This window comes from Solibacillus faecavium, from assembly GCF_014836905.1.
Lineage (GTDB): Bacteria > Bacillota > Bacilli > Bacillales_A > Planococcaceae > Solibacillus > Solibacillus faecavium.
In genome coordinates, this window is record NZ_JACSPZ010000003.1 from 147,509 (window position 1) to 166,450 (window position 18,942).

An 18,942-nucleotide genomic window follows, 5' to 3' on the forward strand; every position below is an offset into this window, starting at 1 on the left:
ATTAATTACAAAAAATTATGTAGAGGGTGGTACAGATGAGAAGTATTAGAAACAAAGCAAAGAACAGCAAAATAATGAAATGGGTCAATAATATTGTGACAGCTATTTTAATGACGCTTCTCATTAGCGTCGCTTTCATCGTAGTGATTTCAAAAGCATCGGGCGGTGAGCCTCAATTTTTCGGGTATCAATTAAAAACGGTTCTTTCGGGATCGATGGAACCAGACATCCAAACGGGTTCCATTATCGCAGTCAAGCTTGCAGAGGATAAAACGAGCTATAAAGCAGGGGATGTCATCACGTTCCAGGAAGCAGAAGATTTTTTAGTAACTCACCGCATTACAGAGGTGGTTTCAAATGGAGATTCTGTACTTTACCGAACAAAAGGTGATAACAACAATGCTGAAGATATGAATCCGGTAATGGCTGAAAATGTGGTGGCGCAGTACACGGGCTTCACATTGCCGTATGTAGGTTATTTTAATAACTTTGCTTCTTCAAAAAATGGTGCATTTTTATTGATCATACCAGGCCTTCTATTGCTTTTATATTCAGCATTTACACTATGGAAAGCACTAGCTTTAATCGAAATACCTCTTAGAAAACAAGATGAAGTCATTGCAGAAGATAATGCGAAAAGCACATCTTGAATCGATTGCAAGGATATGGAGGATTATATGAAAAAACTGTTTCAAATGATACCGCTTCTGTTGTTGCTAGGCAGTATATCTTTATTTCCCGTAACAAGTGCATTTGCAGATGATGAAAGCATTGAGGAAAATAATGAAATAAACTTAAGCCTTTCACCAACAGAAACCTTATTTGATATTACAAATATGAAGCCTGGTGACTGGGCGCCTAGAACGATTACCGTCAAAAACATGGGAACAAAAGACTTTGACTATCTCATGCAGTTACAAAATAGTGGAGATAAAAAGTTGTTTAATGAGCTGCTACTTGAAATAAAAGCTGGTGAACAGGAATTGTATCAAGGTAAATTAGCTGACTTTGAATCTTTGCCGATAAGAAAACTGGCAACCGGCAATGAGGAGAATTTGGATGTAACAATTCGTTTTCCAGAGCATCTTGGCAATGAATTCCAAGGACTTCATGCTTCATTCGATTTCGTTTTTACAGCAGAAGGAAATGACAGTGAGGCAGAGACTGTGACTGTTCAAGAAGTGATGATAGGAAAGATTGATAGCTTAGGAAGCCCTATGTCAGGAGGTCCACGTTTACCTGACAGCACAACAAATTTAGTTAATTTCATGTTAATTGGTGGTGCTCTTGGAGTAGGCGGGATTGTCTTAATCGTCTTCCTTTATTACAGAAAGCTAAGATTTGCTCAATAATCTTATACGGATTTTATTACACGCCTAACCAAGCATTTACTGCTAGGTTGGGCTTTTTCTTTTAGTACGGGGGAAAACACAGTATAATAGAAGAAATGGAAAGTTATTCATCAAAATGATCGATTCGTAGGTGTGTACGGGTCGTATTTTTCATATCTTGAATAAGACAGGAGCCACTAGCATGAAAACAGCTTTGTCTTCACCGTTCTTTTTTGAGGCAGGGAAAAGGGCGGTATTATTATTACATGGATTTACAGGAAGTTCAGCGGATGTGAGGATGCTTGGCCGCTTTTTGGAAAAGCAGGGCTATACATCGCTGGCACCGCATTATAAAGGCCATGGTGTACCACCGGAAGAATTAATCGTCTCCAATCCCGATGAATGGTGGGAAGACGTAAAAAGTGGGTATACTACATTAAAGGAAGCAGGCTATGAGGAAATCGCCGTTGCAGGACTATCGCTCGGTGGCGTATTTTCATTAAAGCTTGCGACAAGTCATCCAGTGAAAGGTGTAGTCACAATGTGCTCACCGATGACGATGCGCACGACAGACATTATGTTTGAAGGCGTACTTGACTATGCAAAACAATACAAAAAAAATCAAGGTAAAAGTGAACAGGAAATTGAATTAGAGATTGAAGCAATTAAACAGCAGGGCATGCCTTCATTGCCTGACCTGCAGCAGCTTATTTACGATGTACGACAAACGATTGACCATTTGTATGCGCCGATTTTAGTCATTCAATCGACGAACGACAAAGTCATCAACCCCGATTCCGCCAATATCATCTATGAAACCGTCGAATCCATCGACAAAAAGATCAGCTGGTATGAAGAATCAGGACACGTCATTACACTCGATAAAGAAAAAGACAAGCTTCATGAAGAAGTTCTCACGTTTTTAAATTCATTAGATTGGACAGTCTAATGATGTGAAATAATTTTGTTCAATTTATTTATAAAGGGCATATGTTTAAAAGGTTATTCCCTTATAACCATTGATTTCCGTTGCGGGGACGCTTTCCGGGGGCGTGGCCAGAGCCTGTAGTCTCAGGCGTCACGCTTATCCCCCAGGAGTCGCCCCTCCACTCCAATCAACTGCTGTACGGTTAAAAATATAAATAAACTTGAACTTTATTTTCTGTTCAAAGGAGGGAAATAATACATGACACAACAAAATGAATTACAACAGCGCGTCCTAGATATGATGAAGGACGATGGCTACAAACCAATGACCGTTTCGGAAATTGAAGATATGCTGGAATTGGTAGAAGCGGATGATTTCCGTGAATTAGTGAAAACACTTGTGAAAATGGAAGCACAAGGACAAATCGTTCGCTCCCGTTCGAATCGTTACGGTTTACCAGAGCGCATGAACTTACTGCGCGGCCGCTTTATCGGGAATGCAAAAGGCTTTGGCTTCGTTGCACCCGAAGAACAAGGCATGGACGATATTTTCATCCCCGCACATGAAGTAAACGGGGCGCTAAACGAGGATACTGTATTGGTCCGTGTATTAAAGGAACAATCAGGTGACCGCCGTGAAGGAACGGTTGTTAAAATCGTTGAACGCAGTAAAACTTCATTTGTCGGTACGTACCAAGCTAATCGTGGCTTTGGCTTTGTTATTACAGATGATAAAAAGCTGAATATGGATATTTTCATCGCGAAGGAAGATTCATTGGGCGCGGTGGATGGACATAAAGTAGTCGTTGAAGTGACGCATTGGCCAGATGCAGCAAAATCAGCGACAGGGATGATTACGAAAATTTTAGGTCATAAAAATGATCCGGGTGTGGACATTTTATCGATCCTTTATAAATATGATATTCCACCAGAGTTCCCTGAAGAGGTTGTCCAGGCGGCAATCGATGTACCGGAGGAAATTACGGAGCAGGATTTAGTCGGTCGTCGTGACCTACGTAATGAAGTCATCGTAACAATTGACGGTGCAGACGCAAAAGACTTGGATGATGCCGTAACAGTTGTCAAAAATGGTGATGGTACGTATAAATTAGGTGTTCATATTGCCGATGTTAGCTACTATGTAACACAGGGCTCGGTACTGGATCAGGAAGCTTATGAACGTGCGACTTCTGTTTATTTAACGGACCGCGTAATTCCGATGATTCCACACCGTTTATCAAATGGGATTTGTTCATTAAATCCACAGGTTGACCGATTAACATTGTCATGTGAAATGATTATCGATGGAGCAGGACATGTGGTAAAGCATGAGATTTTCCAAAGTGTCATTAACACGACAGAGCGTATGACGTATTCGGACGTTTATAATATTTTAGAAAATCCGGATGAAAACCCAGAGCTAATGGAGCGCTATGAAAAATTAGTGCCGATGTTTAAAGATATGGCGGACTTAGCGCAAATCCTACGCAACAAACGTATGGGGCGCGGTGCGATTGATTTTGACTTTAAGGAATCTAAAGTATTAGTCAATGAAGATGGCTGGCCGACTGACATCGTATTACGCGAGCGTACAGTAGCAGAGCGTCTAATCGAGGAATTCATGCTTGCGGCGAACGAAACAATTGCCGAGCATTTCCACTGGATGGAGCTGCCGTTCATCTACCGTATTCACGAAGATCCAAAGCCTGAAAAATTACAGCGCTTCTTTGAATTTGTGACAAATTTTGGTATTATGATAAAAGGTACAGGCAACTCGGTACATCCAAAAGCATTGCAAGAGGTCATTAAAGCAATTGAAGGCTTACCAGAGGAGCCGGTTATTTCAACGATGCTACTGCGTTCGATGCAGCAGGCGAAGTATTATGCAGAGTCTTTAGGTCATTTCGGCTTATCGACAGAGTTTTATACGCATTTCACATCACCGATCCGTCGTTATCCGGATTTAATCGTCCATCGTTTAATTCGTACGTATTTAGTAAATGGTGATACGTCGAAGGAAACGGTTGTACAGTGGAGTGCTGTAATGGATGAAATTGCGGAACATACGTCAAGCCGTGAGCGTCGTGCAGTAGAGGCAGAGCGTGATACAGATGCATTGAAAAAGGCACAGTTCATGTCTGACAAAATCGGTGAAGAGTTCGAAGGGATTGTATCATCGATTACAAACTTCGGTATTTTCGTGGAGCTTGAAAATACAGTAGAAGGACTTGTGCATATTTCGAATATGACCGACGATTATTACCGATTTGATGACCGTCAATTGTCAATGATCGGTGAGCGTACGGGTCGCCAATTCCGTATTGGGGATGAAGTGAAAATCCGTGTAGCGAATGTCGTGATTGAGGAGTCTTCAGTCGACTTTGAAATTGTTGACATGATCAGTAGCCCTCGTCCAGCACGTCGCTCAACATCAAAAGTGATTCATGCAGGTCGCAAAGAAGGGCGCGGCAAGGATGTAGAGCGTACAGGCGAGAAGCGTGACCGTAAAGCACGTGGCGGAAGCAAGGCACGTCCTGAGAAGGCAAAACGTTCAGGAGGCTCGTCTGACCGTGATCCACGTGGACGCCGAAAAGAAGGCAAAGCGGGCGATAAGCCGAAGTTTTTCGAGGGCATCGCTAAAGGGAAAAAGAAAAAAAGTAAAAAGAAATAATAAGGTGTGAGGCTATGGTGCATTTTCGGCATCATAGCTATCTCCCTTATGTTGATAATAGAGGTGTTTAACGATGGCAAAAGGCACAGGTAAAGTGTTGGCTCAAAACAAAAAAGCAAGCCATGATTACTTCATAGAAGAAACGATTGAAGCAGGGATGGTACTGACAGGTACAGAGATTAAATCTGTACGAGGTGCCCGCGTCCAGCTGAAGGAAGCGTATATTAGTGTGATGGGCGGCGAAGCATGGGTTAAAAACATGCACATTTCTCCATTTGATCAAGGTAACCGCTACAACCATGACCCACTACGTGAACGCAAGCTGCTCTTACATAAAAAGCAAATTAGTGAGTTAGTCGGTGCAGTAAAACGTGACGGCTATACAATCGTGCCACTTAAAATGTATATTAAGGACGGCTATGCGAAGTTACTGATTGGTCTTGCAAAGGGTAAGAAGGATTACGATAAGCGTCATGATATGAAGAAAAAAGAAGCAAAACGCGATATGGAGCGTGCTTTCAAGGATCGCCAGCAGTAAGCGAGTTTCCTTTATTTTAGTAAGAGTAACTACCTAATAAGTAAATTGAATAGGGGCAGCCCGGTTTTTACTGAGGTCGCTTGTATAAGATTTTTTAAAAGGTATGTTAAAGGTTTTAAAATCTTTTAACATATCTTTTTTTGTGTGAAAAAAGTGGTTTTGAAAATTTTACTTGTGGGTAATAATTTAAAATGGACATTAAATTGACAATATTTTAGGTAGAACAGGTTGTAAATAGGAAAGGTATTAGGATAATAGGGGGATATAATAGGTGATAAAAATACGCAATGCGGAAATTACAGATAGAATTGTTTTGTTAGTTGAAAAACATAGTGAAAATCCTAAATGCATGGCAATGGTAGAAGAACTGGTTGCGATAAAATGTCCAGAATACGAGGAGGTTTTTGAAGAGCAAGTAGGAATGCCTTTAAGTGAATATATTTCAGCCATCCGTTTATATAGAGCTGAGAAATCGCTCGTAAATAATGGGGGCGGTCGTATAAAGTTGCAAAGCCAATTCAGTTGATTCGTTCGTGGAAAGAACAGGACAATATCATTGTGCTTGATGGAAATGAAGCGAGGACGGAATCGTAGCTTTGCGATGGAGAGCGAAGCAAATATTGGTAAGGTGTAATCGAAGCGGATTTACTTGCAAGCTCGCACGTTTTGTCATATAATTTAATGTACTAGCCAGTGTGTATCTACTCATACGGTACACGTTTTAATGAGCATCTCGCTCATGCCGAAACTTAACTCGGGTTTACTACTACTCGGGGACGTTACGGATTCGACAGGGGTGGTTCAAGCTCTGGTCGCGCGTCGGAGGTCTCGTCTTCGTCAACAACGGAAGTTATATAATAACTGGCAAACAACAAAACTACGCTTTCGCAGCTTAATACTGCGTAGCACTCAGCCTGTCTATCGCCCATGTAGACTACGCTGGGTTCAACTTAAGTGGGATACGATCGTTGGCACCACCTGAGTCAACGGTAAGAGATTTCCAGGTTAGCGATTCGGACGCCTGTCTGTCGGCATAAGAATTCGCGAATTGCAAATAGACAAACTACACGCGTAGAAGCCGGCGTATTGGAGCTTCTGGACGTGGGTTCGACTCCCACCGTCTCCATACAATGAATTTCATAGGAATTCAATGAGTGTCAAAATCCTTTAATATTAAGGGTTTTGGCACTTTTTCATTTTCACCTAGTATCAATGAATATTAAATGATTCGTAGGAGATTTCGTAGGAAGTCGTAGGAGAAATCGTAGTTGATTTTCATCCTAGTTGGCTAAATAATGAGCGAACTTATCAATAGCTGAAGTTTTACGTTCTGGTGAAACGTGAGCGTAAATGTTCATCGTTGTTTGTACGTCAGTGTGTCCTAAACGGTCTTGAACTTCCTTAATTGTTACACCAGCTTCAAAGAGTAGTGAACAATGCGTATGACGGAATCCATGAGTAGTGATTGCTTTTAACTTATGGGTATCTGTTATTTTTTTTAACCATTTTTGTGTAAGTGAAGGTTGCATATAGCTATTGTATTTATTACTAAATACTAATTGAGTTTTGCTTTTAGCATTAAATCCTAATACCATACAGTCTTTCATTTGTTGCTTTTTCCATTGCATTAAGATATTTTCTGTATTTGAATCAATACTAATGATTCTTGTTTTACCTGTTTTCGTTGATTTTAAGTAAATCTTATTATTATAATCTAATGAGATAGCCTTGCTTACAGTGATTTCATGGTTTTCAAAGTCAATATCAGTCCATTTAAGTGCTAATAGCTCACCTTTACGCATACCTGTATATGCTAATACATGAAAAAGTGTATACTTCTTAAAGTCATTTTCACTTTTTAAGCATGTTAAAAAGTTATTTAACTCATTCTTTGTATAAAAGTTTTCCTCTTTTTCTTCTTGTTGCATTACTTTTCTCTTTGTAATAGCTGTTGGCATATCAACTAAGTTGTATGGATTTGTTTGGATAATACCGCGCTTTATTGCGAAATCTAAAACTTTAGCAGCGTAAGATATTGTAGCGCGGTAATTTTTAAACTTCTGCGCCCATTCATTAACATGCTTTTGGCAAATATCAATTGTAATCTTTTCAATACGGTAATCCTTCATAACTGGTAGTATATGATTTTTAAAAATACCAAGCGTCTTACGGTATGTGCTAGCTTCTACATTGTTTTTATAATTCTCGATCCAAAGTACATAAAGCTCTCCATAAGTGTCATATGACTTCTTCTGAAACGTTCCTTTGTCAATTTCATATTTAATTTGTAATAAAGCTACTTTAGCTTCCTTTTGAGTTTTAAAATTTGAACGAGTAGTACGTTGTTCTTTCCCTGTTAATGGGTTAGTTCCAAGATATATTTGGAATCGGTAACGTTTTTCTCCGTTTTTAAGTGTATAAGGTTCAATAGGGTTTACTGAATTTCTAGGCATAATAATTCTCCTTCTAGTTGCGTTGTAAGAGCATAAAAAAAGGAATTACCTATAAACCATTATACTAGTAATGATTTTAAAGGCAATTCCATTGTCAAAGTGCTAAAAGCTATGATTTTCTAGAAATGTATCAATTTCTTTACGTGATACACGTTTAATTCCTTCTACTTCCACTATTTTTAATCCCTTAATGCGAAACCTTATAAAAGTTCCATATGATACTCCAGCATAAGCTGCTCCTTCTTTTAGTGAAAGCCATTCTTTTTGTACAGTTATGTTTGAAGATATAATTAATTCTTTAATTTTTTCTAGTAAATCAGTTGTGTCCATAATAATTCTCCTTGGTTTATGTTTTTTCTTTTAACTTAAATTAATAACGTTTACTTATTTGGCGAAAAAACCTCTCATCAATATAAATTTTACTGAGATTTTTTTTCCCTCTTGCTGTCTTTTCTGGTATAGGTTTTTTTGTTAGGTTTTCTTTAAAACATACTTCATTCTGTTGGCTAATTTTATTCTTATTCATATTTTTTAACACCTTTCTTTTTTGTCTAAGGTGCTTATATCGATTTAAAATAAAATGTAAATCAAAAAAAGAATTTTTTTTAAATTGCTATTAAAAACATCTCGGCAAAAGCATAAAAGGCAACCTTTATTTTGCTTCCTTTAGTTTGTTTTTTTTTAAAATTCTAGACTTCCTTTTGGGTATACTAGTTTTCTGCCAGAGTAGATTTCCATTTTCATCATATTTAGAGGTAGTTACAGGATAATTAACCCCATCTGTAACACGTAGTTTATTTTTTTTAACTCCAAATGGTATATACTTTTTACGTTTTCTGATTTTCTTTTTTTTCATTGATATAACAACCTTTCTTTATTTACTGCAAGGTACTTATATCTTCGAAAATTAGGATGTAAATAAAAAATAAAAAAAACTGCAATTATTTTTGCAGTTTTTCGATAAGCCAGTGATATATTTTTTTAGAAGTTATTCTTTTTGGAGTGATTGAATAAATGTTTTTAAGTTTCTTTTTAATGGTTTTAGGTCCTATGCCTAAATCAGTTTTAATTTTTAGGATAGTCGCCATGTTAATTAGAAGCTCATCATTACCAGCCATTAATTCCGCAAAATAACCTTCTACATCTATCATATCCAACTCATTTAAAATAACAATTTCAGCATCGGGGTAAATTTCATTCAATTTATTATTAAAGTAAGGAAGAAGTTTTTTTGAATTTTCATTGTAGTTATCCATTATTTCCTCAATCTCATAAAGTATATATTCAAGCATAGCAATTTTAAAATCATAACAACTAGTATATTTCAGAAATTCCGCTGACTTTAATAATTTTCTTTTTTTTGCTTTATAATACTCCAACTTTTCTGCATTACTAATAAAGATATTAACTAGAGAAGTGTAGTGTGGTATGCAATATAACATTGAAACAGAGTTATTATTAAATGAACGAGGTCTTGATGCGGATTGTTCCAAACTAGTCCAGTTCATAAATTTAGGAAATGACACTATAACATCGTTGGATATATTAAAATTCATTCCTGTTTCGCAAACTGATGTTGTAGCTACAATATCAAAGGGAATATTTTCTTGATCGTTATCATATTTACATAAAATATCTTTTGAAAACTCTTCTATATTTGCTTTTGAAATGAAAGTTGATTTATAACCTAATTGTGAATAGAACTCACTTAAATTTTCAATATTTTTAGTATCATTTTCAAAATGAATTATTTTATTCTTTTTTAAGAAAAACTTTTCACTATCATTAAATTGAGCTTTTGTAGTGATAATTATTTTCTTGATATTTTTTTTAGTATAACCACTAAGATCAATTGTCCTTAGATCCTTTAATAAATAATCTGAAATTAATGTAAAGGGAGTAGGGGTAGCTGAAAAAAATATTCTTATTGCTTTCGACCGTTTAATAATTTCAAAAGAAACATAAGTATTATCATTAAACAATGAATCACATGTGAAATATTGGCATTCATCACAAAGTATATAATCATATTCTGCAAAGCAATCAGTATTAAATTGGCAAATATAAGATAAATTATCTGAATATTTCTTTTCGTAATGTTGGTAACTTTGAATAGTTAAGTTGTCGTGTCTTTTACTATAATAATCACCAAATTGAAGTTTCATTCCTACCCGATTATAAAGATAAAGTACTTTTTTATTATTTACTTTTGCCCATGAAACAAATTTTTCTAGCATTAAATGTGTTTTTCCAGAACCAGTATTTGAAATTAGTAAATAGTCTTGCTTATTATTAATTTCTTCAAAATGTTTTATTGTAATAATTTCTGATAAATATTTCACTAGTTATAACCTTCTTTGTGCTTTATTTTAAAGAGGTTATATCCAAAATTTTTAATTTGTAAATTAAAATAAGGTTATAGTGGACACTTTTTAATAAATTACTATATATAAAATATAAAAAGTGTCCATTTAATAGTTGTTATTTAAATTTTTTGTTGTAGAGCTTGCGAATACAACAAAAAATTCATTCAGCGGTAAAATACCGCTGAATACCTTAATGAATTACTGTACTTTTTTTACAACCTCCCACAGCTGCTGAGGGTAGTGTAGCCATAACAAAAACACCTGTTAAGTGTTTGGTGAAAAAGAAATAAGATCAGTGCTTTGATTAATAAAATATGTATTTTATGAGTGAATGAGTAATAAGTATTACTGCGCAACTAAAGTGTTGCTTAAGCAGAAGAATGGGTGGGCAAATAAAAAAACCAGATTAATTAATAATCTGGTTTTAAAATAATAGTAATAGGTTAAATAGGTTGCATTACTCTACTCTTTTTTTTTTGATTTTTTGTAGATTTTTGCTGATAGTCCCTATATTTATTCAAGAATTCGGGAGTTAATTCGGGTTGAGTAGGTAGAGTTTTAGCAACATTTTTTACAAACTCTTCATTCTTAAGATTATTAATCATATTACCAAATACATTTACCATGCAATCGCCCCCTTATTTTTTCTTATTTAGTATATACCCGAAAAACGGTAAATTATCCATTAATGGTGCTGTTTATTTGAATATAATTAAAGCATTATTAATTATACTATGATTCCACCTTTTTTATGAATAATTGATACTCATCAAAATTTATCGGTTTTAATTTGTGAATTTCTTTTTGAGCAAAAGGTATTTCACTTGTCCCTAACTTTTTAGAGTTATTAAATAATACTGCCTCATCAAATTGCGATATAAGCGCGTAGAATGTTTTCGCAGATTGTAAATTGGTTTCTCTTATTTTAATTTCACTTACTGCACGTCCGGTTTGAAATGCTCTAATGGCAGCTCTCTCTAAAGCAATATCAATATCAATATCAACATAAAGAGCACTAATCATAAAATTGGCTTTCTTAAGTTTTTTAAGTAAAGTAGTATATTTCTCTAAATTTGACATTGTTCCATCATAAATAAATGAATAGTTATTTTTAATGCAAAAGTCCAATAACGAATTAGCGATATGTCCACTTTCTTCATGAACAATATCGGCAGCATCTAAATTTTTATTCTCAATTTCAGCAATATACTCAGGCAATTCATTTTTTATATTATCTGAATCTATCAATACATAATTTTCTTCTGTAGAAGATAAGAAATATTTTTCAATAAAAAATGTTTTTCCAGAAGCAGAACCACCAGCTGATAATACTGCTGATGATGGTGTTTTTGAAACACTTGATTCTGTATTTTTTTTTATTATTAGATTATGCAAATCTCTTCTTTCTTGAACATATTCAGAATTAGTTTGATAAATTACTGAAGTCGGGATATAGGTCATAATTTAAATAATCCCCCTTTTTATCTATATATACTATTTAATTAAATTATGCACTATATTATAGTTAATTGGAAGCATATTTTTCCAAAATAGCCCAATATAATATAACGGTGAATAATTGCAACTTGAGTTAAAAATTAAAAGTTATTATTTAACCTAATTATTAATATAGAATTTTTGAAAAAACATTAGATTTATTTTCACTTGATTTTCCTGTTTTGGTACTATAAATAAACAAAATTCCCCCAATGTTATCTTTGAGAATATATGGTTTTTTCTGTAGAAAAATTGGGGGATAAAAAAAATTCTGTATTACTTTAAATATGGTAATATTTAGTTGGTGTAGAGAGCATGTTATTTTTTTGTTTTTTGAAGAGATAATAAACAGTTGACTTACACTGTAAAAAAGAAGATTTATAATAAGTGTTTAAAGAAATCAGGGAGGTATCTGTGTGTTAAGTTCATTAATCTTCTTTTTTTTAGGATTTGGCTATAGTTACTTTTTTTATAAAAATGCTCAAAAAACATATGAAATTACTGTAATGAGCGATGGAAGTTTTGATGATGAAAACTTCCAGTATTATTATATTTGGAACTCTGGGAAAGAGACTATTTACAAAGAAGATTTACTTAATGATTCGAGATGTTTGGAGATCAAAGTTAAAGACAAAAATTTTGTGGAATTTGCCAAAATTAGTGATGTAACCAGTGATTACTTTAGACTTGACTTACATCAAGAGAATGAAATGGTAAAAGTTGACTTTGATTTACTGAGACCAGATGAAGGTTTTACTTTAATGATGAAAACTAAAATAAATTCGAATTCATACTGGAATCTTCAAATAAAACAGAAAAAGAATATATTTGTTTTTCCGACGGTTATAAAAGCAAGAGGATTAGAATCAAATTTAAATTTGATTATTAATGTTTTAAGTTTTTTAATTTTAGGTTTCCTAATGTACAGTGCCCTAATAAAAATTGATTACACAAACTTAGAAAACGGATCAGAGTATATTCAATTAATTTCTCCTATTATTTACATAGGAGCATTTCTAATTATGTTGCCTACTATAATCAAAAGGATAAAGGCGCCACGCCCGCCAATTGAATTAGAATTACATTTTGTTAAGCGAAATATAGAGCAACAAAAAATGAAAAATGTCCTTAAACGTTTATGGAGAAAAAAATGGACGAGAAGGCTTCGTTAATATATTTAATGAAAATTGTGAGGAGGATGAGCAATCTTGCAAGCCTATATTACTTGTTTAATACTTTATATTTATAATACTCTTACAACGCGTATTTTAGTTAACCGTAGGTAAATCCGTAGGAGCACTTTAAAATCAAACTGAAAAAGTGATTCTAAACGTTGATATAACAACATTTGTGAGATGTTAGGTTATAACTCCCACCGTCTCCATTCATGAATTTTCTAGAGTTGTCTAGAGTGGTCAAAACCCTTGTAAATCAAGGGTTTTTTCTTTTTTTGTTGTATTGAGTTTTCTGGGATTTTTATCGGAATCTGGCTAAAAATCTGGCTACTTTTTGGTCAAGATTCTGAGTTTAAATACGTCACAAATTTATTAATTGTATCGTTTTTTGCACGCTTTGATAGGTGCGTATAAATGTTGAGCGTTGTTTGCACATCTGTGTGACCTAATCGTTCTTGTACTTCTTTGACACTTGCACCCGCTTCGAAAAGTAAAGAGCAATGCACATGACGAAATGAGTGAACATGTGTATATGGCAAGCTGTAATTATCAATGATTTTCATGAGCCATTTTCTAGGAACTGTTTGCTGCAATAAACCATTTTGTTCGTTTGTAAAAATCAATTGGCTTTTGTCACTTACATTTGTAAATTTGCCTTGCTGAATCTTTTTCCATTCAGATAAGATGCCGCATGTTTCATCATCGATTAAAAGCTGGCGTGAAGTATCGGTTTTCGTTGATTTAATATAGAGCTTGTTATTTTTACCTCTCGAAAGAGCTTTTGTAATGAACAATTCCTTTGTATCGAAATTTAAATCCGCCCAGGTTAATGCAAGTGCCTCACCTTTACGGATACCTGAAAATGAAAGCAGATAGAAAAATGCGGTGATTTGAGCGTTACCATATTGCTTTAAACATTGTAGAAAGTAAATTAGCTGCTCCTTTGAATAGTAGTTAACCTCAGTATCTAATACAGTAGAAGCTTTGGTTTTTGGAAGATCCACTAGCTTGAAGGGATTAGAACTGATGTACTCACGCTTAATTGCAAAATCTATCACTTTAGATGCGTATGTTTTAACCATTCGAAACCTTTTTAGTTTCAAGGAACAGTCATCAACAAAGCTTTGGCAGATTGCTACACTCAGCTTCTCTATTCGGTAGTGACCTATTGCAGGTAAAATATGATGCTTGAAAATGCCAAGGGTTTTGACAAAGGTACTTTCTTCAACAGTTCTTTCGTAGTGCTGAATCCAGACATTATATATATCCTCGTATGTTTCAGTTTTAGGCTTCTTATATTCTCCATTGCTAACTTCAACTCTTAATTGTGCCAATGCTAGATTAGCTTCTTTTTTCGTTAGAAAACCACGTCTAGTAACGTGAATTTGTTTGCCTGTTTCGTTATCCATTCCTAAATAAAGTTTAAACATGTAGTAAGTTTTTCCATCTTTTTTAGTGTACGATTTAATATTTTCTTTCATTGAAATGCCTCCTAGAACCATACAGGGAAACTAGGGTACAGTTAATGCTGCGATTAACTATATTGTAAGTATAGCTTATAAAAAATGGTTTCCCAATAAATCAGCTACCTTTATTTTAGTAGCATTAAATGAAATAATTGTGATAGCAAAAAGGCTATATAAAGGATGTGATGATTTTGGAGACACAAAAGATAAATCTTTATGTGGATGATTTAAGAGATTGTCCGAATGGTTTTGTCGTGGCAAGAACTTTTCAAGAAGCAATTCACTTAATTGAAAATCACGAAGTAGAAATACTTTCTCTTGATCATGATTTAGGAGAAGACCTACATGGTAATCTATTGCCAACAGGTTATGACTTAGTAAAATATATTTGTGAAAAAGGGTTACGGGCAAATAAAATATATATTCATACGGACAACCCTGTTGGTAGAGAGAATATGTATCAAACGTTGCATGGGGCAAAGCGAAGAGGTTTTATTGATTCAGGTATTGAAATTTATCACTATCCAATAACTGAAAATAAATATACAGAATGAGGTAATACTAAACAATTCGTAAATGTTATTGCGTACTCAATAGCAATCAAATAAGGTATTACTTATTGAGACAACCTGTTAAAAATTGAGTAAGAAAGAGTGCCAAAATACAAATGTACTTTGGCACGGATTGAGATTCAATTAACAATCATTTATACAATTTGATTAAATTACTTTACTAGTATATTGCCTAATTCAGGGATGCAATGAATATACGTATCTATTGTAGTTGTTATGTCTGTGTGACCTAAGAAATGCTGAATGAATTTAACATCATTCGTTTGATAATAGATACGGGTAGCACAAGAGTGACGTAATCCATGAATTGAAACAAGCCTTAGCCCATGCTGAGTTTGGAACTCTTTTAACCAGGTATTTAACTTGCTGTTAATATAAAAAGTATTTTTATTGTTTGGGAAGATAAACTGCTTTTCGCCTTGATGCTCAAGATTTTGCAACTTTAATTGCTCTGCTTGGAGCTCCTGCCATTTAAATAATGCTTTCAAAGTTTCATTATCAATATCAAGCGTTCTACCATAACAGTTCTTCGGAATTTTGATATAAGGCTTATTCAATTCGTCCGAACCAATGGTTTTATGAATACGGATTGTTTTGTTTTGAAAATCAATATCTTGCCATTGCAGTGCAAGAAGCTCACTCTTGCGTAAGCCTAAATTTATAAGCAAGAGAAAACTTGCGATTTTTGAGATGTCATCTGTTGCTATCAATTTTTGAATAAACTCGTCCGATTCATCTGGGGTATAAAATAATTTTTCAATTTGTTGATTACCTTTCATACGTCGATCCTTCTTTACCCATAAACGCAAAACCCAAAGATCAACAGGATTATTTGAAATGATGCCGTATTCTACCGCATGTTGTAAGCATTTATTTAGTTCGTTTGCTACCTTTAATGGTCTGATTAATTTTATTTTCCATACTTCAAATGACTGTAAAGTATCTTGAAAGGAAATATCTTTAACCTTTAAAGCTCCATAAAACGGAAGAATATGGTTTTTAAACATACCTTTAATTTCCCCTAAAGTACTTTTTTCGATGGTACAATTTTGAAGGTGTTTTTCATAAATAGCATGATAGAATTGCTCAAATGAAAGGTTTGGGTTGTCAGTATCATTTCGTTGTAACATTTCTGCTTGCTTTTGAGTATAAAAAGCTTTTTCTTCAGTTTTTGATTTAAAACCACGCTTTGTAACGTCGATTTGATTTTTTTTATCTTTAACAATTTTGTTCATTGTTGTCATTAAAATGATCTCCTTTTATGTTTTCAATTTTTTTATTCTTATACATTAATTAAAAAGTGATTGATTTTCGTTTTTGAGAATCGCTCGCTTCGACAAAGTTAACTATCGTTATGCCACTAATCAATAAGCATTTATCAAAGATTTGTTCAATGTTATTATCAAGGACAAATTCAAGCTCTGTTACAATGTTTTTTTCAAGGTTTTGTGTAGTTAAGTTTTCCATTTGATTGTTCCTCCGTAATAGATAGTAAGTGTTCTTAAGCGATGAAGATTGCTAAAGTGTTAATACTCAACTCTACAAATTTGCAGAAGAGATTATTCAAAAAAAGGTGTCGGATACATCGGATCAGCGATTATGAAGTATGCAGCATGCTGAAGTATTAATACGACATGCTATGCATTTGTAGAAAAGGTAATTCAGAAAAAAGTGTCGGATACATCGAATCAGCTATTCATCAGCTTTCTAAGTCGAACAAACGCTAAAGTTAAAATAATTAAAATTGTTTACTTCTGAACATTTAAATTAGGTAGCTATGTTGTATAATTGGAAATTTTAGATTCGAAGAGAGGGGGACTATGGAGAATTGTTCGTTATGTAATTTAGTGTTCTAACAGACAAAAATATCATCTTAAATAATGGGGATTGTATATTTCTATAATTAGATTTTGCACGCATAAATTCTATAAAGGGTGTGTAGTTGGAAGGAGCATGCATCATAGTACCTAAAATACATAGTGAGAAAGCATTTGATTTATCGGCAGAAGAATATACACTTCTCTTGTTGACTTGGAATAAAGATTTATTAAAAGCAGCTATAAATGATGATTTTTAACGTTAAGGAATCGGCTGTATATGCAAGATTTTATTCAAAATATGTTCCGGTGCAATTTCTTTTGAATAGCATTGAAAGCTTTGTTGTATTTAAGTTCAAACGATAGTGCATAACTAGGTGTATATGAATGAAATACAGAAAAAGGGTAAAGAAAAATAACCTTCACCCTTTTGCCAAAATTAAATTTTCTTGATTATAAATTCATAATCATTTGAATCTAAAGAGCTTCTTCCAGACAGTTCAAGTACTTCTGCTCCTGTCATAAAATTATTGATTACTTCAGATAAAGCATCTTGAGCATCATCTTTACTGTGATATATTTCTTCATCAACTTCTTCAAGACTGCCGTCAAATTTATCTTTCATAAATATTTTATAAGTCATGCTACACTACACCTCCTTCAAAACTCATATTACATTTACGACTAAGAATTCTAAAAGTTCCAATAACTACTTATAAATGTTAAAAAATTCAATGAAGTGTGTAGAATGATAATAAGAACACATTATGAAGGGAGCGATTCTTTTGCAAGCACAGCAAATTAAGCACGATTTAGCAGTAGCACTACAAGACGAATTCAATACACATAAGCTGTACAAGCATGTGGCTCAGACGATACGAACGCTACTAGACGCTCAGCTAGATGAAAAACAATACGTAGAATGCCATTTTAATGACTACATGGTGAAGGCTGGGGTATTAGAGCGTTCCGAAAATAAAGAACTCTCTATTATTGTTCTTGTATTTCGAGAAAATATTAACGGTGAAATATTGATTCAATTAAATATCGTTGGAAATTGGTTAATCCTGTACAATCAGCTTTCAAATGCAATAATTGAGATTATTGATTGGCGTAAAATAGAGTAGATGCAGCATATTGCATCTCTATTTTTGCTCAAAATGGCTAGGGGTGATTTACATTATGAATAAATACGAAGGGTGTATGCTGCTGTTTAAGCAATAGTATAAAGTTACTTTCTAAACAATTAAAAACATGTCTTATGGTGTAATAGAGAATATCGTGGTACATCATTTTTATAATATAATAGAAGAAACATTATATTATGGAGGCGACGGTATTATGAAAGAAGAAACAAGAGACGTATTATTATATATCGCATCAGGCTTTTATTCGAGTATGCAACAAACCGCCAGATGCCTAGCTTACTTTTTTATCGTTTTCTATGTTCCGTATGTGCTCGCTCATTGGGTGATGGTAATATATGCACAGGTTGATCCGCTACAATTCATGCACGTATATGCTTATACAGTGACGCTGGCATTTCCATTAATGATGATCGTAACGCATTACATTCCAATGGAGCTAAATTTTGAAACGATGCAATTTGAGGTCGTTGACTAAATGGCTCTCAGTTGAATCGAGAATTAACTTTAAAAACAAACTTATCCATCTGAATTCATCTCATGCTTATTGGTCTTATAAGATCGGTAAGCCTTTTTTTATGATTAAATACTTTCCCTCTTCAATTTACATGTGTATTACTCGTTCGGACATTAGTATTGTAGAATCGTGAGGTGTATAGCTGTTGGTAAGGGCGAAGCAATGATGATAGCTATACGTTTTTCAACACTTATCGTATTTGTAATGGCATTGTCATTTGCTTTTACAAAAAAAATAAACCGCCCTCTCCGCCAAAGTTGAGTAGTGGTTTACTTTTTTTACTTTTTGCTCGCTACGCCTTTGAATCGATTCTGCTTGTTGCTAAGATTGCTTAGTGTACCACCACTAAACAGTCTTATTTGTAATCTCTACACACTGAATTATAGCGTAATTTTCGAATATTCTCAATACAGTTTGAATTGAATTATTAATTTTGATGTTCTCAATCATGTATGATTTAGCCCTAG

22 protein-coding genes and 1 other RNA gene are annotated in these 18,942 nt (G+C 34.2%); 12 read left to right on the forward strand and 11 right to left on the reverse strand.

From position 1 onward, the window contains the following. Positions 1-35: 35 nt before the first annotated feature. From sipW to ssrA, 7 genes are all read left to right on the forward strand, one after another. On the forward strand, positions 36-650 hold the full coding sequence (sipW, locus tag H9635_RS07655) for a signal peptidase I SipW (protein ID WP_191699599.1): 615 nt from the start codon (positions 36-38) through the stop codon (positions 648-650). A gap of 27 nt (positions 651-677) precedes the next feature. Next, positions 678-1,352 carry a M73 family metallopeptidase gene (locus tag H9635_RS07660; protein WP_191699600.1) on the forward strand — a complete coding sequence of 225 codons (675 nt, stop codon included), beginning with the start codon at positions 678-680 and terminating at the stop codon, positions 1,350-1,352. Positions 1,353-1,533: 181 nt separating this feature from the next. Then, positions 1,534-2,280 carry an alpha/beta hydrolase gene (locus H9635_RS07665; RefSeq protein WP_191699601.1) on the forward strand — a complete coding sequence of 249 codons (747 nt, stop codon included), beginning with the start codon at positions 1,534-1,536 and terminating at the stop codon, positions 2,278-2,280. Positions 2,281-2,517: 237 nt separating this feature from the next. Then, entirely contained in the window at positions 2,518-4,929 is a 2,412-nt protein-coding gene (gene rnr, locus H9635_RS07670) for a ribonuclease R (RefSeq protein ID WP_191699602.1), read from the forward strand. 73 nt (positions 4,930-5,002) lie between these two features. Next, positions 5,003-5,467 (forward strand): SsrA-binding protein SmpB, encoded by a 465-nt coding sequence (gene smpB, locus H9635_RS07675; protein ID WP_191699603.1) that lies wholly within the window; start codon positions 5,003-5,005, stop codon positions 5,465-5,467. 271 nt (positions 5,468-5,738) lie between these two features. Further along, positions 5,739-5,993 carry a hypothetical protein gene (locus tag H9635_RS07680; RefSeq protein ID WP_191699604.1) on the forward strand — a complete coding sequence of 85 codons (255 nt, stop codon included), beginning with the start codon at positions 5,739-5,741 and terminating at the stop codon, positions 5,991-5,993. A gap of 246 nt (positions 5,994-6,239) precedes the next feature. Next, positions 6,240-6,596, forward strand: a transfer-messenger RNA (tmRNA) gene (gene ssrA / locus H9635_RS07685). A gap of 151 nt (positions 6,597-6,747) precedes the next feature. Here the strand turns inward: ssrA and H9635_RS07690 are convergent. From H9635_RS07690 to H9635_RS07720, 7 genes are all read right to left on the reverse strand, one after another. Further along, positions 6,748-7,920, reverse strand: a complete 1,173-nt coding sequence (locus tag H9635_RS07690) for a site-specific integrase (RefSeq protein WP_191699605.1) — start codon at positions 7,918-7,920, stop codon at positions 6,748-6,750. Positions 7,921-8,022: 102 nt separating this feature from the next. After that, positions 8,023-8,250 (reverse strand): MerR family transcriptional regulator, encoded by a 228-nt coding sequence (locus H9635_RS07695; RefSeq protein ID WP_191699606.1) that lies wholly within the window; start codon positions 8,248-8,250, stop codon positions 8,023-8,025. 40 nt (positions 8,251-8,290) lie between these two features. Continuing rightward, positions 8,291-8,446, reverse strand: a complete 156-nt coding sequence (locus tag H9635_RS07700) for a hypothetical protein (protein ID WP_191699607.1) — start codon at positions 8,444-8,446, stop codon at positions 8,291-8,293. 126 nt (positions 8,447-8,572) lie between these two features. After that, positions 8,573-8,776, reverse strand: a complete 204-nt coding sequence (locus H9635_RS07705; protein ID WP_191699608.1) for a hypothetical protein — start codon at positions 8,774-8,776, stop codon at positions 8,573-8,575. 85 nt (positions 8,777-8,861) lie between these two features. Next, positions 8,862-10,262, reverse strand: a complete 1,401-nt coding sequence (locus H9635_RS07710) for a DEAD/DEAH box helicase family protein (RefSeq protein WP_191699609.1) — start codon at positions 10,260-10,262, stop codon at positions 8,862-8,864. Between the two features lie 467 nt (positions 10,263-10,729). Then, positions 10,730-10,912: a hypothetical protein gene (locus H9635_RS07715; protein WP_191699610.1), complete on the reverse strand. Its 183-nt coding sequence runs from the start codon at positions 10,910-10,912 to the stop codon at positions 10,730-10,732. A 106-nt stretch (positions 10,913-11,018) separates the two neighbouring features. After that, on the reverse strand, positions 11,019-11,747 hold the full coding sequence (locus H9635_RS07720; protein ID WP_191699611.1) for a zeta toxin family protein: 729 nt from the start codon (positions 11,745-11,747) through the stop codon (positions 11,019-11,021). A 452-nt stretch (positions 11,748-12,199) separates the two neighbouring features. On the opposite strand from H9635_RS07720, the gene H9635_RS07725 reads away from it, so the two are divergent. Further along, positions 12,200-12,955, forward strand: coding sequence for a hypothetical protein (locus tag H9635_RS07725; RefSeq protein ID WP_191699612.1), 756 nt, complete (start codon positions 12,200-12,202; stop codon positions 12,953-12,955). Between the two features lie 341 nt (positions 12,956-13,296). On the opposite strand, the gene H9635_RS07730 is transcribed toward H9635_RS07725, so the two are convergent. Beyond that, a complete protein-coding gene (locus tag H9635_RS07730) occupies positions 13,297-14,439 on the reverse strand; it encodes a site-specific integrase (protein ID WP_191699613.1) in 1,143 nt (380 codons plus the stop codon). 170 nt (positions 14,440-14,609) lie between these two features. Between H9635_RS07730 and H9635_RS07735 the strand changes: the two genes are divergently transcribed. Beyond that, positions 14,610-14,978 (forward strand): cyclic-phosphate processing receiver domain-containing protein, encoded by a 369-nt coding sequence (locus H9635_RS07735; protein WP_191699614.1) that lies wholly within the window; start codon positions 14,610-14,612, stop codon positions 14,976-14,978. 170 nt (positions 14,979-15,148) lie between these two features. Here H9635_RS07735 and H9635_RS07740 read toward each other — a convergent pair whose 3' ends face one another. Together H9635_RS07740 and H9635_RS07745 are read right to left on the reverse strand one after the other, a co-directional pair. Further along, positions 15,149-16,240: a site-specific integrase gene (locus H9635_RS07740; RefSeq protein ID WP_191699615.1), complete on the reverse strand. Its 1,092-nt coding sequence runs from the start codon at positions 16,238-16,240 to the stop codon at positions 15,149-15,151. Positions 16,241-16,289: 49 nt separating this feature from the next. Continuing rightward, on the reverse strand, positions 16,290-16,463 hold the full coding sequence (locus tag H9635_RS07745) for a hypothetical protein (protein ID WP_191699616.1): 174 nt from the start codon (positions 16,461-16,463) through the stop codon (positions 16,290-16,292). 475 nt (positions 16,464-16,938) lie between these two features. Between H9635_RS07745 and H9635_RS19365 the strand changes: the two genes are divergently transcribed. Then, a complete protein-coding gene (locus tag H9635_RS19365) occupies positions 16,939-17,073 on the forward strand; it encodes a hypothetical protein (protein WP_263616959.1) in 135 nt (44 codons plus the stop codon). A 179-nt stretch (positions 17,074-17,252) separates the two neighbouring features. On the opposite strand, the gene H9635_RS07750 is transcribed toward H9635_RS19365, so the two are convergent. Further along, complete coding sequence (locus H9635_RS07750) at positions 17,253-17,438, reverse strand: hypothetical protein (protein ID WP_191699617.1); 186 nt, start codon at positions 17,436-17,438, stop codon at positions 17,253-17,255. A gap of 160 nt (positions 17,439-17,598) precedes the next feature. Here H9635_RS07750 and H9635_RS07755 point away from each other — a divergent pair, with 160 nt between their 5' ends. Together H9635_RS07755 and H9635_RS07760 are read left to right on the forward strand one after the other, a co-directional pair. Beyond that, positions 17,599-17,940: a hypothetical protein gene (locus H9635_RS07755; RefSeq protein ID WP_191699618.1), complete on the forward strand. Its 342-nt coding sequence runs from the start codon at positions 17,599-17,601 to the stop codon at positions 17,938-17,940. 214 nt (positions 17,941-18,154) lie between these two features. Further along, entirely contained in the window at positions 18,155-18,436 is a 282-nt protein-coding gene (locus tag H9635_RS07760; RefSeq protein WP_191699619.1) for a hypothetical protein, read from the forward strand. The last annotated feature ends 506 nt before the right edge of the window (positions 18,437-18,942 follow it).

What these genes read in the sequence shown, in the direction of transcription:
- sipW (WP_191699599.1), top strand. Translation starts at nt 36, where the DNA reads ATGAGAAGTATTAGAAACAAAGCAAAGAACAGCAAAATAATGAAATGG.
- H9635_RS07660 (WP_191699600.1), top strand. Translation starts at nt 678, where the DNA reads ATGAAAAAACTGTTTCAAATGATACCGCTTCTGTTGTTGCTAGGCAGT.
- H9635_RS07665 (WP_191699601.1), top strand. Translation starts at nt 1,534, where the DNA reads ATGAAAACAGCTTTGTCTTCACCGTTCTTTTTTGAGGCAGGGAAAAGG.
- rnr (WP_191699602.1), top strand. Translation starts at nt 2,518, where the DNA reads ATGACACAACAAAATGAATTACAACAGCGCGTCCTAGATATGATGAAG.
- smpB (WP_191699603.1), top strand. Translation starts at nt 5,003, where the DNA reads ATGGCAAAAGGCACAGGTAAAGTGTTGGCTCAAAACAAAAAAGCAAGC.
- H9635_RS07690 (WP_191699605.1), bottom strand. Translation starts at nt 7,920, where the DNA reads ATGCCTAGAAATTCAGTAAACCCTATTGAACCTTATACACTTAAAAAC.
- H9635_RS07695 (WP_191699606.1), bottom strand. Translation starts at nt 8,250, where the DNA reads ATGGACACAACTGATTTACTAGAAAAAATTAAAGAATTAATTATATCT.
- H9635_RS07700 (WP_191699607.1), bottom strand. Translation starts at nt 8,446, where the DNA reads ATGAATAAGAATAAAATTAGCCAACAGAATGAAGTATGTTTTAAAGAA.
- H9635_RS07705 (WP_191699608.1), bottom strand. Translation starts at nt 8,776, where the DNA reads ATGAAAAAAAAGAAAATCAGAAAACGTAAAAAGTATATACCATTTGGA.
- H9635_RS07715 (WP_191699610.1), bottom strand. Translation starts at nt 10,912, where the DNA reads ATGGTAAATGTATTTGGTAATATGATTAATAATCTTAAGAATGAAGAG.
- H9635_RS07720 (WP_191699611.1), bottom strand. Translation starts at nt 11,747, where the DNA reads ATGACCTATATCCCGACTTCAGTAATTTATCAAACTAATTCTGAATAT.
- H9635_RS07730 (WP_191699613.1), bottom strand. Translation starts at nt 14,439, where the DNA reads ATGAAAGAAAATATTAAATCGTACACTAAAAAAGATGGAAAAACTTAC.
- H9635_RS07735 (WP_191699614.1), top strand. Translation starts at nt 14,610, where the DNA reads ATGATTTTGGAGACACAAAAGATAAATCTTTATGTGGATGATTTAAGA.
- H9635_RS07740 (WP_191699615.1), bottom strand. Translation starts at nt 16,240, where the DNA reads ATGACAACAATGAACAAAATTGTTAAAGATAAAAAAAATCAAATCGAC.
- H9635_RS07745 (WP_191699616.1), bottom strand. Translation starts at nt 16,463, where the DNA reads ATGGAAAACTTAACTACACAAAACCTTGAAAAAAACATTGTAACAGAG.
- H9635_RS07750 (WP_191699617.1), bottom strand. Translation starts at nt 17,438, where the DNA reads ATGAAAGATAAATTTGACGGCAGTCTTGAAGAAGTTGATGAAGAAATA.
- H9635_RS07760 (WP_191699619.1), top strand. Translation starts at nt 18,155, where the DNA reads ATGAAAGAAGAAACAAGAGACGTATTATTATATATCGCATCAGGCTTT.